Annotated in this window: 16 protein-coding genes; 4 read left to right on the forward strand and 12 right to left on the reverse strand. The window is 32.9% G+C overall.

Annotated features, from left to right (window positions below):
- Nucleotide 1: 1 nt before the first annotated feature.
- The 11 genes from AC1XJX_RS08225 to AC1XJX_RS08275 all read right to left on the reverse strand — a co-directional run bounded on the left by AC1XJX_RS08225 (nucleotide 2) and on the right by AC1XJX_RS08275 (nucleotide 11,458).
- Nucleotides 2–1,126, reverse strand: coding sequence for an aspartate aminotransferase family protein (locus AC1XJX_RS08225; protein WP_482003493.1), 1,125 nt, complete (start codon nucleotides 1,124–1,126; stop codon nucleotides 2–4).
- 1 nt (nucleotide 1,127) lies between these two features.
- Nucleotides 1,128–1,922, reverse strand: a complete 795-nt coding sequence (gene proC, locus AC1XJX_RS08230) for a pyrroline-5-carboxylate reductase (RefSeq protein ID WP_482003494.1) — start codon at nucleotides 1,920–1,922, stop codon at nucleotides 1,128–1,130.
- Nucleotides 1,923–1,931: 9 nt separating this feature from the next.
- A complete protein-coding gene (gene argC, locus AC1XJX_RS08235) occupies nucleotides 1,932–2,909 on the reverse strand; it encodes an N-acetyl-gamma-glutamyl-phosphate reductase (RefSeq protein WP_482003495.1) in 978 nt (325 codons plus the stop codon).
- Between the two features lie 3 nt (nucleotides 2,910–2,912).
- Nucleotides 2,913–4,088 (reverse strand): argininosuccinate synthase, encoded by a 1,176-nt coding sequence (locus tag AC1XJX_RS08240; RefSeq protein ID WP_482003496.1) that lies wholly within the window; start codon nucleotides 4,086–4,088, stop codon nucleotides 2,913–2,915.
- Nucleotides 4,089–4,094: 6 nt separating this feature from the next.
- Nucleotides 4,095–4,712 (reverse strand): GNAT family N-acetyltransferase, encoded by a 618-nt coding sequence (locus AC1XJX_RS08245; RefSeq protein ID WP_482003497.1) that lies wholly within the window; start codon nucleotides 4,710–4,712, stop codon nucleotides 4,095–4,097.
- A gap of 476 nt (nucleotides 4,713–5,188) precedes the next feature.
- A complete protein-coding gene (locus AC1XJX_RS08250) occupies nucleotides 5,189–5,923 on the reverse strand; it encodes a 3-keto-disaccharide hydrolase (protein WP_482003498.1) in 735 nt (244 codons plus the stop codon).
- Nucleotides 5,924–5,941: 18 nt separating this feature from the next.
- Nucleotides 5,942–6,994 carry a sugar phosphate isomerase/epimerase family protein gene (locus AC1XJX_RS08255; protein WP_482003499.1) on the reverse strand — a complete coding sequence of 351 codons (1,053 nt, stop codon included), beginning with the start codon at nucleotides 6,992–6,994 and terminating at the stop codon, nucleotides 5,942–5,944.
- A 12-nt stretch (nucleotides 6,995–7,006) separates the two neighbouring features.
- Nucleotides 7,007–8,140, reverse strand: coding sequence for a Gfo/Idh/MocA family protein (locus AC1XJX_RS08260; protein ID WP_482003500.1), 1,134 nt, complete (start codon nucleotides 8,138–8,140; stop codon nucleotides 7,007–7,009).
- Nucleotides 8,141–8,146: 6 nt separating this feature from the next.
- Nucleotides 8,147–9,319, reverse strand: a complete 1,173-nt coding sequence (locus AC1XJX_RS08265; RefSeq protein ID WP_482003501.1) for an MFS transporter — start codon at nucleotides 9,317–9,319, stop codon at nucleotides 8,147–8,149.
- Between the two features lie 31 nt (nucleotides 9,320–9,350).
- Nucleotides 9,351–10,331: a sugar phosphate isomerase/epimerase family protein gene (locus AC1XJX_RS08270; protein WP_482003502.1), complete on the reverse strand. Its 981-nt coding sequence runs from the start codon at nucleotides 10,329–10,331 to the stop codon at nucleotides 9,351–9,353.
- Between the two features lie 104 nt (nucleotides 10,332–10,435).
- Nucleotides 10,436–11,458 carry an AraC family transcriptional regulator gene (locus tag AC1XJX_RS08275; RefSeq protein ID WP_482003503.1) on the reverse strand — a complete coding sequence of 341 codons (1,023 nt, stop codon included), beginning with the start codon at nucleotides 11,456–11,458 and terminating at the stop codon, nucleotides 10,436–10,438.
- 114 nt (nucleotides 11,459–11,572) lie between these two features.
- Between AC1XJX_RS08275 and AC1XJX_RS08280 the strand changes: the two genes are divergently transcribed.
- Genes AC1XJX_RS08280 through AC1XJX_RS08295 form a run of 4 tightly spaced genes read left to right on the forward strand, consistent with a single transcriptional unit; the run spans nucleotide 11,573 to nucleotide 16,186 of the window.
- Nucleotides 11,573–13,297 (forward strand): GMC oxidoreductase, encoded by a 1,725-nt coding sequence (locus AC1XJX_RS08280; protein ID WP_482003504.1) that lies wholly within the window; start codon nucleotides 11,573–11,575, stop codon nucleotides 13,295–13,297.
- 11 nt (nucleotides 13,298–13,308) lie between these two features.
- A complete protein-coding gene (locus AC1XJX_RS08285; RefSeq protein ID WP_482003505.1) occupies nucleotides 13,309–13,908 on the forward strand; it encodes a gluconate 2-dehydrogenase subunit 3 family protein in 600 nt (199 codons plus the stop codon).
- A 13-nt stretch (nucleotides 13,909–13,921) separates the two neighbouring features.
- The gene (locus AC1XJX_RS08290) at nucleotides 13,922–14,704 is read left to right on the forward strand and encodes a 3-keto-disaccharide hydrolase (RefSeq protein WP_482003506.1); all 783 of its coding nucleotides are present in this window, start codon (nucleotides 13,922–13,924) and stop codon (nucleotides 14,702–14,704) included.
- Between the two features lie 27 nt (nucleotides 14,705–14,731).
- A complete protein-coding gene (locus AC1XJX_RS08295; protein ID WP_482003507.1) occupies nucleotides 14,732–16,186 on the forward strand; it encodes a Gfo/Idh/MocA family protein in 1,455 nt (484 codons plus the stop codon).
- On the opposite strand, the gene AC1XJX_RS08300 is transcribed toward AC1XJX_RS08295, so the two are convergent.
- Complete coding sequence (locus AC1XJX_RS08300) at nucleotides 16,183–16,542, reverse strand: transmembrane 220 family protein (protein ID WP_482003508.1); 360 nt, start codon at nucleotides 16,540–16,542, stop codon at nucleotides 16,183–16,185. The two genes, AC1XJX_RS08295 and AC1XJX_RS08300, sit on opposite strands and share 4 nt — an antisense overlap.
- Between the last annotated feature and the right edge of the window lie 91 nt (nucleotides 16,543–16,633).

The raw sequence follows: 16,633 nt of genomic DNA on the forward strand, positions 1-16,633 counted from the left end.
CTTAAAGTGCCTTTTTTAAAGCATCAAAAAATTGATTAATATGTTCTTTTTTAATTGTAAGTGGTGGTAAAATTCTTAGTAGTTTTTTATTGGATGCACCACCTGTAAAAATGTGGTAATCGTAAATGAGTTTTTTTCTAAGATCACCAACTTCAAAATCAAATTCTAAACCTAACATTAAGCCTCGTCCTTTAATCTTTTTTATCTGCGGAATTGTTTGTGCTACTTCAATAAAATAAGCAGACATCTCATTCACATTATCTATCAAGTTTTCCTTTTCAATAGTATTTAAAACTGCTAAACCAGCAGCACAAGCTAAATGATTACCTCCAAAAGTAGTTCCTAACATCCCATATTTAGCCTCAATATCTGGATGAATCAAAATACCACCAATAGGAAATCCGTTACCCATTCCTTTGGCTATAGAAATAATATCTGGAGTTACATTGTAATGTTGAAACGCAAAGAATTTACCCGAACGGCCATAACCAGATTGCACCTCATCGGCAATAAACATGGTATTATTTGCTTTACAAAGTGTAAAAACTTGCTCGAAAAAATCACCAGTTGCTTGATCTAAACCACCAACACCTTGAATAAATTCAATAATAACACCGCAAACATCGCCTTTTTCAAGTTCCGCTTTTACACCAACAATATCATTAAGCTCTAAAATAGTTACTTTTTGCTGTGCATTTATAGGAGCAATAATATTAGCGTTATCAGTTACTGCAACAGCAGCCGAAGTTCGCCCATGAAAACCGTTTTTAAAAGCTAAAACACGAGATTTTCCTGTTTTAAAAGATGCTAATTTTAATGCATTTTCATTAGCTTCTGCACCAGAGTTACATAAAAACAACTCGTAACCTTTACACCCAGATAAGGCTTCAATTTTATCAGCCAGATCAACTTGTAATGGGTTCTGAATGGCATTAGAATAAAATCCTAAAGCATTGACTTGTGAAGTAATAGCTTTTATATAATTTGGATGAGCATGTCCAATTGAAATTACAGCATGACCTCCGTATAAATCTAAATATTCTGTTCCTGTTTCGTCATAAACATAAACATCTTTTGCAGATACAGGCGTTACATTGTATAATGGATAAACGTCAAATAATGGCATTTTAAGTTTTTTTAATTTGATTAATTTTTTCGAATGATGCGACAATACCTTGAATTAAAGCTGAGCTTAAGCCTTGATGCTCCATGGCGTTTAAACCTTCAATAGTACATCCACTTGGTGTGGTTACTCGGTCTATTTCTTGCTCAGGATGCTTACCAGATTCTATTAGTAAACTAGCAGCTCCAAAACAGGTTTGGGTTGCTAATTGATGTGCTTCATGGGCTTCAAAACCTAATTGAATAGCTCCTTGAGTTGTTGCCCGAACTAAACGCATCCAAAAAGCAATACCACTAGCACAAATAACCGTTGCAGCTTGAATATGTTCTTCCGGAATAACCATAGTAGTACCTAATTGATTAAATATTTTTTTAGCCAATTCCATTTTACTTTCTCCCTTATCATTCGCTGCTAAACACGTCATCGATTTACCAATAGAAATTGCTGTATTAGGCATCACCCTAATAATATTTTTATCGCTACCTATAATACTTTCAATTTTAGAAATCTCAAATCCTGCTGCAACCGACATTACCACATGATTTTCAGTAATTATAGATGAAACACTCGCCAAAACATTTTCAATGTGTCTGGGTTGTAATGCGAAAATTAATACATCAGATTCTTGTACCGCTAATAAATTATCACTTGTAATGGTTACATAATCTTCATCGATAAAAGCATGAACCGCTGCTGTATTTTTATCGCTTAAATATAACGAGATAAATGATTTATGATTAATAAGTCCTTTGGCAATGGAACTACCTAAATTTCCTGTACCTATTATAGCTATTTTCATGATTTTTTTTTAAAAATAGGTTGCTTTTAAATTTAAACCTGTTGTTTCCTCTAAACCAAACATTAAATTCATATTCTGAACTGCTTGACCAGAAGCGCCTTTTAATAAATTATCGATAATACTCGTAACCAATAATTTACCATTATGTTTATGTAAATGAATGAGGGATTTATTTGAATTAACAACTTGTTTTAAATGTAATGTTTCATCTGAAATAAATGTGAATTTCGCATCTTTATAATACGTATTGTAAATACTTTTAGCTTCCTCTAAAGAGCCTTCATAATTTGTATAAACTGTTGCGAAAATTCCCCTTGAAAAGTTACCTCTGTTGGGCATAAAAAGAATTTCAGACGAGAAATTATTTTGCAATTGTTTCACCGACTGGTTTATTTCACCTAAATGTTGGTGTGTAAATGGTTTATAGTATGAAAAGTTATTATCTCTCCAGGTATAATGAGAAGTTTCTGATAATGAAGTACCAGCTCCAGTTGCCCCAGTAACCGCATTAACATGAATATCTGAATTAATAAGTCCTTTACTTGCTAATGGTAATAATGCCAATTGAATAGCTGTTGCAAAACACCCTGGATTTGCTATGTAACTTGCAGTTTTAATTTTATCTTTTTGTAACTCTGGTAAACCATAGACAAACGTTTTTCCGCTAAAAAATTCATCTTTTTGAAGTCGGAAATCATTCCCTAAATCGATTATCTTAGTTTTATTTGAAAATGTATTTGCTAATAAAAACTTCACAGAATTTCCGTGTCCTAAACACAAAAATAAGACATCTACATTAGGATTAATGGTGTCAGTAAATTCTAAATCTAAACTTCCAACTAAATCTTGATGCACTTTGCTAATTTTATTGCCAGAATTACTTGTACTAAAAACAAAATCAATTTCAGTTTCAGGGTGATTAATTAATAATCTAATTAACTCACCTGCTGTATATCCTGCTCCACCTATAATTCCTACTTTAATCATAATTTAAGAATTTACTTGTTGATAGATTTTATTTTGATTTCCAAAGATTTTTATAAATCCTTTAGCTTCATCGGCTGTCCATCCTTTGTTTTCTTCACCATAACTGCCAAACTTAGCATTCATTAAATCGTGATTAGAGGAAATACCATCTAAAGTGAAATGATAAGGTTTTAGTGAAACTATTACATCACCAGACACTTTATCCTGGCTACTTTGTAAAAAGGCTTCCATGTTTCGCATTACTGGATCTAAATATTGGCCTTCATGTAAATGCATGCCATAAAAACTAGCAATGTATTCCTTATGCTGCAATTGCCATTTGGTAAGCGTATGTTTTTCTAATAGATGATGTGCCTTTATAGTTATTAATGCTGCTGCTGCTTCGAAACCAACGCGTCCTTTAATTCCAACTATAGTATCACCTACATGAATATCTCTACCAATAGCATAGGCAGATGCTAAGTTATTTAAGGTTTCTATATTGATTTCTGGGTCGTTTGCTATACCATTAACAGCTGCTAACTCGCCTTTATCAAACGTTAATTTAACTTTTTCTTCTTCAGCATGTTTTAATTGCGAAGGATAAGCTTCGCTTGGTAAAGGTTTTTCTGAGGTTAAAGTTTCTGAGCCTCCAACACTTGTTCCCCAAAGTCCTTTGTTAACTGAGTATTTTGCTTTTTCCCAAGACATATCAATCCCATTTTCTTTAAGATAATCTATTTCTTGTTGTCTGGTTAATTTTTTATCTCTAATTGGTGTGATAATTTCAATTTCTGGTGCTAACGTTTGAAAAATCATATCAAAACGTACTTGATCGTTACCAGCACCTGTGCTACCATGTGCAATAAATTCAGCATCAATACTTTTAGCATATTCAATAATTTCGATAGCTTGAATTATACGTTCAGCACTTACAGATAAAGGATACGTGTTATTTTTTAAAACATTACCAAATACTAAATACTTCACTACTTTTTGATAAAATGTAGCTACAGCATCAATATTTTTGTAAGTTGAAACCCCCATTTTATATGCGTTGCTTTCTATGCGGCTTATTTCATCTTTTGTAAAACCACCGGTATTTACACTTACAGCATGAACATCATATTCTTTTGATAAACTCACTGCACAGTAAGATGTGTCTAAACCGCCACTATATGCTATTACTAATTTTTTCATTGATACTTATTTTTTATCTTTTTTTAAGAATAATGCTTCTTTTATTCTTTTTAATCTATTGAAAGTTTTCTCTTTTATTTCTGTTTTATCTTGCTTTTTAACCTTATCTGCATCATATAACATACCAGTACATAAACACATTTTTCTGTTGGTTCTGGTTAATACATCATAATTCTTACACGTTTGACAACCATCCCAAAAAGTAGGATCGTCTGTCAATTCGGAAAACGGTACAGGCTTATAACCTAATTCTGTATTCATTTTCATAACCGCCAAACCAGTAGTAATACTAAATACTTTAGCATCTGGGAATTTGGTTCTGGAATGCTCAAAAACTTTATGCTTAATTTGTCTGGCTAGACCACCGCCTCTATAGTCTGGATGAACAATTAGACCAGAGTTAGCAACAAACTTGCCGTGACCCCATTTTTCTATGTAACAAAAACCTGCAAATTTATCGCCATCTAAAGCTATTACGGCATTGCCGTTTTCCATTTTTGTAGCAATATATTCAGGTGTTCTTCTGGCTATACCAGTTCCTCTAACAGCTGCAGATTCTGCAATAGTTTCGCAAATAATTTCTGCGTATTTGATATGTGATTTATCAGCTATTAAAATCTTCATTTTTCATTTTGTATTGAATGTCTGTTAATTATTCTTTTTAATAGGAAATATTCATTTTGTTCAAAAAAATTATTGGCAAAGTTTAGTAATCTAAAATAGATTGTAATAATGTTGTTAGTTAGCGTACTAACTGTAATTTGAAATATTATGAAAAAATCTTTGGACACTATGAAAAAATTAAAATGACGTTTTGGTTTACTGCTTTAAAAAGATTATAAGCGGCGGCGAAAGCGCACGGGAGAACCGGGAACAGAACAACGTATTTTATTTTTTAAATTTCTCATAATGTAAAACTATAATTTTATTTAATACAACTAATAAAAACTCATTAGTTTTTTAAAAAAATTATTAAATCTTAATAAATAAAGTTATTTGATATTAATAATGCACTTATTTATGAATCTTTTTACAAAATAAAAAAGGGAGCCCAAATTTTGAACTCCCTTTTTTTAAGGTGTTTAACTATAAATTCTATTTTATAATTCTTTAATTTTAATATTCTTAAACCAAACTTTATCACTGTGATCTTGTAATCCAATATGCCCTGTTTGATGTTTACCAAAACCTTCCCATCCTTTAAACTTAGAATTTTCTACCATGGCATCCCATTTTTCTCCATGCAATGGAAATTCAACAATTTTAACGCCATTTAAAGTAACGCTTCCTTCATTAGTTTTGTGATTGATACTAATTTCGCAAAGATTCCATTCTCCTGCTTGATTACATACATCTTGCTCAGGCTGAACCATATCATATAAAGCCCCAGCTTGATGGAATTTAGGATTAGCTAAAGCATCCGGATGACGCTCATTATCAAGCACCTGAATTTCAGGCCCTGTTTGATAAGCTTCTTTAAATTTCTGATCTTCATAAACACTCCAAAAAATACCACTATTACCTCCTTCTGATATTTTCCATTCCAGAGAAAGTTCAAAATTGGTGTAAGCTTTTTTAGTAATTATATTTTTACCTCCTTCTTCACTTGGTGTAAAAACCATAGCACCATCTTCTATAGTCCATTCGTCATACATTTCATCTTTTAAATAACCTCTCCAATTATCTAAAGAGGTTCCATCAAAAAGCATAATCCATTCAGGCTTTTGCTCAGCCAGAACTTCTTCTTCAATTTCTATGCCTTTAAATTCTTTAGCTTTTTCTTTACAACTTGAAATTATAAGCACTATGATTGACAGTAAAATTAATTTCTTCATTTTAAATTGTTTTTTAGTTTATAAACCTAATATATTTTTTAGTTGCTGTTCATCAATTTGACCTCCAGCAAAATCATCAAAAATTCGTCCTGCTGCTTCAATAATATGACTTTGAATAAATGGAGCGCCTTCTCTTGCACCTTGTTCAGAAGATTTAATACAACATTCCCATTCCATAACTGCCCAAACATCAACTTCGTATTTCGTTAATTTAGAAAAAATGCCCTTAAAATCTACTTGTCCGTCACCTAAGGAACGAAAACGCCCTGCACGATTTTTCCAATCGGAATACCCTCCATAAACACCTTGTTTCCCTGTAGGGTTAAACTCTGCATCTTTTACATGAAATGCTTTAATACGCTCGTGGTAATAATCAATAAACGTTAAATAATCTAATTGTTGAAGTACAAAATGACTGGGATCATAAAGAATATTTGCACGGATATGATTATTTGTAGCTTCTAAAAATCGTTCGAACGTTACGCCATCATGTAAATCTTCTCCAGGATGTAGTTCATAACAAATATCAACACCATGTTCATCAAAATGATTTAAAATGGGTAACCAACGGTTAGCTAATTCTTCAAACCCCATTTCTACCAAACCGTTTGGTCTTTGTGGCCAAGGATACATAGTATGCCACATAAAAGCCCCTGAGAACGAGGCGTGTGATTTTAAACCTAATCGCCCACTTGCCGTTCCAGATTTTTTCACAAAATCTATAGCCCATTCTGTTCTGGATTTAGGTTTACCTCTTACTTCTTTTGGCGCAAAACCATCAAACATGCTGTCATAAGCAGGATTTACAGCTACCAATTGACCCTGCAAATGTGTTGATAATTCTGTGATTTCCAAACCATAAGCATTTACTTTACCTTTTAACTCATCACAATAAGTTTGACTCCCGGCAGCTTTTTCAATATCTATCAAATTAGATTCCCATGTTGGTATTTGTATGCCTTTATAACCCAAATCAGAAGCCCATTTACACATTCCATCTAAACTGTTAAACGGTGCTTCAATTCCAGCAAATTGAGCTAGAAAAACAGCTGGTCCTTTTATTGTTTTCATAATTTATTTAATCTAAATATCTAACCAAATATTTCCTGACTTATGAGACTCAACACTTTTCTCGATAAACTTCATACCACGAACTCCATCATTAATACTTGGAAACTCTCCACTATCGTAAAGCTGTTTTCTAATTGCTTTAGCTACACCGTAATATATATTACCCATAGAATCGAATATCCCTTCTGGATGTCCTGGGGGTAATTTTGTTCCATCTAAAGATAAATCTCCGTTATATGCATGCCCTGGCTTTAAAACTTGCAACGGTTTATCATCAGTGAGATGATACAAGTAATTAGGGTTTTCTTGTTTCCAATTAAAACCTCCTTTGGTTCCATATATTTTTACTTCAAGTCCATTTTCTTCACCAGTAGCCATTTGACTAGATCTAATAACGCCTTTTACATATTCTGAAAAACGTATAAGAATTGTACCATCTACATCCAATTGATTGTCTTCATACCTGGTATTAAGATCTGCTAATACAGATTTTACTTCCAAACCTGTTAAATATTCCGCCATATTAAATGCGTGTGTACCAATATCTCCAACACAACTACTTATTCCTGCTTTTTTAGGATCTAAACGCCATATTGTTTTTCGCAATTCTTTATTTAATAATATTGGATTTATCCATCCTTGATAATACTGCACATCCACTTTTTGAACTTCGCCTATAACTCCTGATTGAATCATTTCTCGCATTTGGCGAATCATTGGATATCCTGTATATGTATATGTTACAGCAAAAATTGTATTTGATTTTTTTAAAGCGTTTTCTAAAATTTCTGCCTCAGCTAACGTGGTTGTCAATGGCTTTTCACAAATCACATGAAAACCATTTTCTACAAGTTTTTTTGCCATAGGAAAGTGCAAAAAATTAGGTGTTAATACCGATACCACCTCTATTCTTTCAGTCTCAGGGAGCTTTAATTCTTCTTCTATGAAGGTGTCAAAATCTCTATAAATCCGATTAGGAGATAATGCTAATTTATTGGCAAACGAAATGTTATCCTCCCAATTAGGATTAAATACTCCTCCAACAATTTGATATTTATCATACATAGCTGAAGCTACACGGTGTAAAACACCTATTAGAGAATCTCCTCCTCCTCCTAAAATACCTAGTCTTACTTTCTTTTCCATATTAACTTAAGCTTGTTCTGCTTTGCTTCTTTTGTTCATATAAATATTTAATCCTAAAAATGCTAAAATGAGTATTGCAGGAAGCAAAGACATGGTTCTTAATGCTTCAACGGGGCTTACATTATCCATGAGATTCCCCATAATTGGCAATACTAATGACACTGAAAACATACCAGCACCACCCATAATTGACAAGCCTAAAGCACCCGTTTCAGGTAGATATTCTGCAACAAAACTTAACATTGTTGGCCAGAAAAATGTAACTCCAACTGCAAAAACAGCTGCTGCAACAAAGGTCATTCCGCCATTAGTTACAGTTAGCAACCATAAACCTAAAAAGGTTAATATTGCAGAATATAAAAGCATTCCAGCAGGTTTCAACTTGTGAACTACTTGACCTGCAAACATTCTACCCAATGCCATAATTCCGTTAATAAATGCTAATACTAAAAGTGGTACTGCTACAGATTTTTTTAACAACGACTCTATACGCTGAGTAGTTCCTAACTCTGAAGCTGCAGTTAAAAACATACAGAATACCATAAACAAAAATAAGGGCTTACCAATACTCGAAAACATCTTTTTATTGCTTATACCCATTTGAACACGCTCAGTAAGTGGAAATTTTTGTCCAAAAAACAAAACTGCGTAAATTATTAGAGGAATGAATAAAGTGCCAACCATAATTTGCCAACTTAATCCTAAAACATCCATTATAAGCCAACCTATAATAGACCCAATTACTATACCTCCTGGAAACCAAACATGAAACCTATTAAGCATTTTTGTTTTTTGTTGAGGATACATAGATGCAATCATTGGATTTAGAGCTGCTTCAACCATCCCATTTCCTATGCCAACAAATAATGTAGCAACAAATAATGAAGTCATAGAATTTGCCGAAATTGTCAAAACAATACCAATTGCATGTGAAACAAATGCTATCCAAGTAATTTTTTTTATTCCTAAAAAATCCACTAAAGGTCCTCCAAAAATCATAGCTAAGGTAAAACCAAAAAAAGCAGGTGTAAAAGCATAACCTATTTGCTCTAATGTTAAGCCAACTCCCTCAGGACCAAAAACGGTTTCTAATCTCGCTCTAATAGCAAAAGTCATTGAGGTCGTTATCAAAGCTAGACAACTTGCTAGAAATAATCTATTCGTATTTATGTTTTCCATATTAAAAAAATATTTATTTAGTGTTTTTGAATTATTGTATTGTTTTTGCAGATTTTAACAATAAAGTTTTGATAGCTAATATGCCTTCTTTTTCACTTAATCTATTCCCTTCATACTCTACACCAATGTAGTTTATGTAACCAGATTCCTTAACCATTTGAATGATTCTTGGGAAATCTAGAGTAGTTTCGTTTCCATTTTCATCAAAATCGTAAGCCTTTGCACTAACCGCTTTTGCTTTTGTAAGCATTATTTTTATACCTTCATATTTATCATGATAAACTTCATCACATTCGCCCCATTGAGCGCCATTTTTTCGCTTAACGCACCAATTACCAAAGTCTGGTAATGTTCCACAATTATCCATATTTACTTGGTTAATTGCTCTCATTAAAACCGGTACATTGGATGATAGCCATCCGTGATTTTCACATAATATGTTGATGTTTTTGGTTGCTGCATATGCAGAAAGTTTTTTTAAACCATCTACCACAGAAGGCACCCAAAGTTCAGGATCATTGGTTCCAAAAGTATTAACGCGGATAGAATGACAACCTAATTTTTGCGCTGCATCTACCCATTTTTTATGATTCTCCACAGCTGTATTTCTTAATTCTTCATTTGGGTCTGCTAGATCGCCTTCACCATCAATCATAATTAAAACATTCTGTATTTCAAATTTCTCGCTCAAAGTCTTTAAAGAATCTATTACTTTGTCAAATCCTAAACTTTCAATTTGTTTATCATAAATATGATTTACATATTCTAATCCTTCAAAACCATCCAATTTAGCAATTTCAGCAAATTTGAATGGATCTACTCCATCTTCATTAAAAGTTCTGTGCAAAGACCATTGCGCTAACGACAACTTAAAGAAAGGTTCATTTATTGTTGCTTCAGTAATGGTTTCTGATGTTGCTTCTTTTTTCCCGTTTTTACATGAAAAATTCAACAAGAGTATCAATATTAAACAGGCAAGAACTCGCTTTTTTTCAAAAAAATATAATTTCATTTATTTATTATTTAGTTCAAATTTCATCCGAAAATTATAAAATTGATAATTTAAAACTGTTTATAATTATTCAGTGAAAGGATTTATACAAAGAGTTATTTGATTTATAAAACTGAAATCGTATGTTTTTGTCGATATTCTATTGGTGTGCATTTTTCATGTTTTTTGAAAACTGTTGAAAAATACTGGCTTGTTGAAAAACCAGCGCTAAAAGCCACCTCAGCTACACTAAAATCTCTGTTTTCTAATAATATTTGTTTAGACATTTCTAAACGCCGCATCATCAAATAACGCATTGGCGTTAAATTTGTTAGCTGTTTACAATGATACGTAAATCGTGTTAACCCAACACCTGCAGAATCAGCCATTTTCTCAATAGTCCAAGCTTCAGATAAATTTTTTTCAAGCTCATTTAAAAACAATTTAACACTTCTAGAACTATCCGTTAGCTCTTCTTTTAGCTCAATATTTTCCGAATCTAAAAGGTCTAAAAGTAAAAGCAATAAGTAATTTACTAATAGTCTAATATTCGATGAGTTACTACCATTTTTATCACCATCAACAGCTCTTCCAATCCTCTGAAAACAATCTCTTACACGTTTATCAGATCTTAACCTAACATCTGCATTTTGTCTTAATATAGTTGTTAATCTAAATAAATCATCTGGGGCTAAAATTATCCAATCTGGCCAAACCCAATTTTGATGCGGTCTTCGCACTCCTAAATCTAATATAACCCAGTAAAACTTGCCAATGCCAATATTAGGATTACCTACTTTATGTGCTTCCCAAGGCCTAGTAATTGTTAAATCATTAGGCTTTAATTCTATTTCCTTTTTTTCTTGAGCATATGGCATATTCCCAGATTCTAAAAAATGAATTTCTATACCTTCATTCCTATGCCAATCTAAACCCCAATCCTGTGGTTCATTGGCATTCCAATAACCAATACTATTTAATCCTAAAGTGTCTTCGTTCAGCCTGTCTCCAGGATATGTATATCTTGCGAGCGCTTTAAAACTTACTTTTTTCCTTTTTACCGCATCAATTAATGGCAAACAAGTATCCGCATGATAGATAATGCCATCAGCTTCAAAAGGCGCTATATTTTGTATATTTATCTTCACTGAAAAAAATTGAACAAGTTTAGAATGCAAATTAACTAATTTGCCGATAAATGCGTAATTTTAATATCTTTTTATCACCAAATAGATAAATAAACTAATAAAATTTTAATGATAATGAACAACAACAATTTAAACTCTACTGAAATAGAATATGATGCTATTGTAGTTGGCACTGGTATTTCTGGAGGATGGGCTGCAAAAGAACTTTGTGAAAACGGTTTAAAAACATTAGTTCTTGAAAGAGGGAGAATGGTAAAACATATTGAAGATTACCCTACTGCTAATATGGACCCATGGGATTTTCCAAATGGTGGCGTAGCTTCAAAGGAGACTAAAGAACGTATGCCTAAACAACATAGAACAGGATATGTTACTCAAGAAGCTCGCAAACATTTTTTTGTAGATGATTTAAAACACCCTTATAATGAAGATAGGCGGTTTGATTGGATACGTGGATATCATGTAGGAGGACGTTCATTAATGTGGGGAAGACAAAGTTATAGACTAAGTGATATTGATTTTGAAGCTAATAAAAAAGATGGTATTGCCGTTGATTGGCCAGTAAGATATAAAGATATTGAACCTTGGTATGACAAAGTAGAGGAGTTTATTGGTGTAAGTGGTGAAAATTTAGGATTAGAAGTATTACCAGACCAAAAACTTTTAAAACCCATGAACCTTAATTGTGTCGAAGAACATTTAAAATCTAAGATTTCTGAAAGTTTTGAAGATGGAAGATTATTAACCATTGGCAGAACAGCACATATTACTGAAGGTACCAAACCTGGTTTAGGTAGAAGTACGTGCCAATATAGAAATAGATGCATGAGAGGTTGTCCATTTGGAGCTTACTTTAGCAGTAACTCTTCAACACTACCTGCTGCCGAAGCTACTGGTAATATGACCTTAAGACCAAACTCTATAGTACATGAAGTCATTTATGATGATACTACCAAAAAAGCTATTGGCGTAAAAGTTATTGATGCTGAAACAAAAGAAATTTTTGTATATAAAGCCAAAGTTATTTTCTTATGCGCGTCAGCAATTGCATCAGCAGCTATACTATTACAATCAAAATCTGAGCGTTTTCCAAATGGTTTAGGCAATGATAGTGGTGAGCTAGGACATAATATTATGGATCATCATTTTAAAGTAGGCGCAAGAGCTAAAGCTGTTGGTTTTGAAGATAAGATAAATAAAGGTAGAAGAGCTAATGGCATTTATATTCCCAGATTTAGAAATTTAGGTGGCAATACTGATGTAAAAGAATTTAAAAGAGGTTATGGCTACCAAGGTGGCGCAAGCAGATCTAATATTTCTGAAATGGTTGCTGAATTAAAATATGGACCAAAACTAAAAGAAGCAATTTTAAAACCTGGAGAGTGGTCTATTAATCTTTTAGCATTTGGTGAAACACTTCCAGACCATAGTAACAGAATGTACTTAGACTATGAAAAACTTGACGAATGGGGTTTACCTACCGTAACTTTTGATGCAGATTTTGGTGAAAATGAACTCGCAATGCGAAAAGACATGCGAAAGCAAGCTGTAAAAATGCTTGAAGCCGCAGGTTTTAAAGATGTTGAAGGATACGATGAAATTGAAGGGAGAGCAATGGGTTTAGGCATCCACGAAATGGGAACAGCTAGAATGGGACATGACCCTAAAACTTCGGTTTTAAATAAATACAATCAAATTCATGCATGTACAAATGTATATGTTACCGATGGTGCATTTATGACATCGGCAGCATGCCACAACCCCTCTTTAGGTTATATGGCTTTCACTGCAAGAGCTGCCAATCATGCAGCAGAAGAGCTTAAAAAAAATAACGCATAAAACTTGAAAAGATGAAAAGAAGAGATGCATTAAAAAACTTAGGACTAGCAACAGGCTTTTTTGTTGCAACACCAACAATTATTGGTTTATTACAAAGTTGTACTAGTGAGGTTAAAAATTGGATACCAGAATTTTTAACTACTGATCAAGGTGTAGCTTTGGCTAAACTAGTTGATATCATTTTACCGAAAACAGACAATCTACCAGCAGCAACAGAGCTAAACGTCCCTCAATTTATAGACAAATATATGAATGAAGTTTTGGATGATGAGGAGCAAATAAAATACAAGTCTGCTTTTGCAAATATGATGACTATGATTAAACCAAATACTGAAGAAAGTATAGAGCATGTTTCAGAAGATGCTTATAAAATACTTTTAGACAAACACATGCTTGTAAAAGATGAAATTGATGAAGAAAGAGAAGAAAATCCAGAATCTTTAGAATTAACAAAATCAGAATTTCTGAACAGTATTAAATGGATGACTATAAACGCATATTTAACTACAGAACAAATTGGTGAAAATGTATTGGTTTATGATCCAGTTCCATCTCAATATTACTGTGGTAATCTTCAAGAATTAACTGGAGGAAAATCGTATTCTTTATAAAAAATTTGAACATATGAAACGATACTCAATAGTCATTTTTACTATTATACTATTTGTAAACTTCAACTGTAAAAAAACAGAAAAAAAAACTGAAAATTGGGTAAAAATATTCAACGGTAAAGACTTAAACGATTGGACCATTAAAATAAATGGTTTCGAACTTAATGATAATTATAATAATACTTTTAGGGTTGAAAATGAAGTTATAAAAGTATCATATGATCAATATGATACTTTTACCAACCAATTTGGGCATTTATTCTACAAAACTCCTTTTTCAAATTATAGATTCCGTTTACAATACAGATTTACTGGTGAACAAGCTAGAGGCGGACAAGGTTGGGCCACAAAAAATAGTGGCATCATGATACACTGTCAAGACCCAAAAAGCATGCTAGTTAACCAAGGTTTTCCAATATCTTTAGAAGTACAACTGCTTGGTGGTGTTAAAGAAAATGAACCTCGCTCCTCAGGCAATCTTTGTACACCAGGCACACATGTTACTATGAATGAAAAAATGATAACTGAACATTGTATTAAAGCAAATTGTAAAACGTATTACGGTGAGGAATGGATAACTGCTGAAGTTTTAGTTAATAACGATTCTATTACACATTATATTGATGGAATACCCGTAATATCGTATGCTAACCCCATTATTGGTGGCGAATTTTTAGATACAACTTCTCAGGAAATTCAAGCTAAAAATGGACAACCATTAAAAGGCGGTTATATTTCTTTACAAAGTGAGAGTCATCCTATTGAATTTAGAAATATTGAAATACTTAAATTATAAATTTTCATAATATTAAATCTTTTAAAAATGAATAAAAAGCCTTCCAATAGCAGACGATCATTTATTAGAAATACAGCACTAACAACCCTAGGTATTTCAATCATTCCGCGCCACGTTATGGGAAAAGGTTTTATAGCACCAAGTGATAAGCTTAATATAGCCGTTGTAGGTGCCGGTGGTAAAGGCTATTCGGATATGATGAATGTTTGGAATAATGGCGCATCTAATATTGCAGCCATTTGTGATGTAGATTGGAACAGAGCTGCCAATGCTTTTACTCAATTTCCAAAAGCTAAACAATTTAAAGATTATAGAAAATTATTAGAAGATTCAAATGATATTGATGCGGTTACCGTATCTACCCCAGACCATACCCATGCCGTTATTACACTGGCTGCAATGCAATTAAATAAAGATGTGTATGTGCAAAAACCATTAACTCACAGCATATACGAAGCTAGAGTGCTAACTGAAGCTGCAATTAAATACAAAATTGTTACTCAAATGGGTAACCAAGGCGCTTCAGGCAAAGGTGTTCAAACCATGATAGACTGGTTTGATTCCGGAATTATTGGCACTGTAAAAGAAGTGCATGTTTGGACTAACAGACCTGTTTGGCCTCAAGGTATAAAAACACCAACTGATAAGCCTACTATACTAGACAATTTGGATTGGGATACTTGGGTAGGGCCTTCACAATGGGTTGATTATCATCCATTATATCATCCTTTTAAATGGCGCGGATGGTGGAATTTTGGCACTGGCGCACTTGGAGATATGGGTTGCCATTTAATGGATCCTCCTTACCGTGTTTTAGGTTTAGGTTATCCAACTGAAGTTGAAAGCAGCGTAGGATCGATTTTTACTCAAGATTGGACACCAGATTATTATCCAGAATCCTGTCCGCCTTCATCAAGAACACAATTAAAATTTGAAGCAACAGAGAAAAATCCTTCAACTGTTAAATTGAATTGGACAGATGGTGGGCTAAGACCTTTTCATCCAGATCTTATCCCTGCAGATCATCAAATTGGCGATGATGATAGCTCAAATGGTGTTATGATGATAGGCGAAAAAGGCATCATGACGTGTGGCACCTATGGAAGAAGTCCTAAAATATATCTTAACTCTGGCGAAATCATTTTACCTGAGAATGATGAAACTGAGCAAGAAAACCAACTTCCTGAAAATGGACATCCAACAAAATGGGTTGAAGCTTGTAAAGCTGGATATGGAAGTGAGACTCATAAAGCACTAACCTCTTCTTTTGATTTTGCTGGACCTTTAACAGAATCAATATTAATGGGTAATTTAGCCATAAGAAGTTATAATCTTAGAGAGGAAACCAAAAACAATAGATTCGTATATCCTGGAAGAAAAAAACTGCTTTGGGATGGCACAAATATGAAAATAACAAATTTTGAAGACGCTAATCAATTTGTAAAAAGAGACTATCGTGAAGGTTGGAATTTAAACTTTTAGCTAGTTTTTTTTAATTGAAACATCAAGGCTATGGCTGCTAAAACTAAGCCTAAAAATTCTCTAGTACCTTCTAAATAAGGTTTTTGATAAACCATTTCACCAAAAACTTCTGATTTATTTTCAATTTGTAACCATTCAAAAAAATATTGAATATAAAACCCCGAATAGATTAATAATCCTAAAACCATAATCCAAATTAAAGGCTTTGGTAATGCCTTAAAAATTGCAATTAAAGAAATTAAAGCAACAAATCCGTAAATCAAAAACCAATGGAAAGGATCTGGGTCATTTAATTGAAATACCGCAAATAATGTAAATAAAACAAATAATATAATATTTATAAGCTTCTTTTTCATGTTTTGGAAGGTTTCAAGTTCAAATTTAATAAATCTTTTTTTTACTAATAAATATTATCAGCTTTTGAATTAAAGAATCATTGGAGTTATC

The sequence above is a fragment of the Flaviramulus sp. genome (assembly GCF_982512915.1).

Excerpts from the sequence above, each read along its gene's own strand:
- AC1XJX_RS08255 (WP_482003499.1), bottom strand. The coding sequence starts at position 6,994 with ATGAAAACAATAAAAGGACCAGCTGTTTTTCTAGCTCAATTTGCTGGA.
- AC1XJX_RS08300 (WP_482003508.1), bottom strand. The coding sequence starts at position 16,542 with ATGAAAAAGAAGCTTATAAATATTATATTATTTGTTTTATTTACATTA.
- AC1XJX_RS08280 (WP_482003504.1), top strand. The coding sequence starts at position 11,573 with ATGAACAACAACAATTTAAACTCTACTGAAATAGAATATGATGCTATT.
- AC1XJX_RS08240 (WP_482003496.1), bottom strand. The coding sequence starts at position 4,088 with ATGAAAAAATTAGTAATAGCATATAGTGGCGGTTTAGACACATCTTAC.
- proC (WP_482003494.1), bottom strand. The coding sequence starts at position 1,922 with ATGAAAATAGCTATAATAGGTACAGGAAATTTAGGTAGTTCCATTGCC.
- AC1XJX_RS08295 (WP_482003507.1), top strand. The coding sequence starts at position 14,732 with ATGAATAAAAAGCCTTCCAATAGCAGACGATCATTTATTAGAAATACA.
- AC1XJX_RS08225 (WP_482003493.1), bottom strand. The coding sequence starts at position 1,126 with ATGCCATTATTTGACGTTTATCCATTATACAATGTAACGCCTGTATCT.
- AC1XJX_RS08245 (WP_482003497.1), bottom strand. The coding sequence starts at position 4,712 with ATGAAGATTTTAATAGCTGATAAATCACATATCAAATACGCAGAAATT.
- AC1XJX_RS08290 (WP_482003506.1), top strand. The coding sequence starts at position 13,922 with ATGAAACGATACTCAATAGTCATTTTTACTATTATACTATTTGTAAAC.
- argC (WP_482003495.1), bottom strand. The coding sequence starts at position 2,909 with ATGATTAAAGTAGGAATTATAGGTGGAGCAGGATATACAGCAGGTGAG.
- AC1XJX_RS08250 (WP_482003498.1), bottom strand. The coding sequence starts at position 5,923 with ATGAAGAAATTAATTTTACTGTCAATCATAGTGCTTATAATTTCAAGT.
- AC1XJX_RS08270 (WP_482003502.1), bottom strand. The coding sequence starts at position 10,331 with ATGAAATTATATTTTTTTGAAAAAAAGCGAGTTCTTGCCTGTTTAATA.
- AC1XJX_RS08260 (WP_482003500.1), bottom strand. The coding sequence starts at position 8,140 with ATGGAAAAGAAAGTAAGACTAGGTATTTTAGGAGGAGGAGGAGATTCT.
- AC1XJX_RS08265 (WP_482003501.1), bottom strand. The coding sequence starts at position 9,319 with ATGGAAAACATAAATACGAATAGATTATTTCTAGCAAGTTGTCTAGCT.
- AC1XJX_RS08285 (WP_482003505.1), top strand. The coding sequence starts at position 13,309 with ATGAAAAGAAGAGATGCATTAAAAAACTTAGGACTAGCAACAGGCTTT.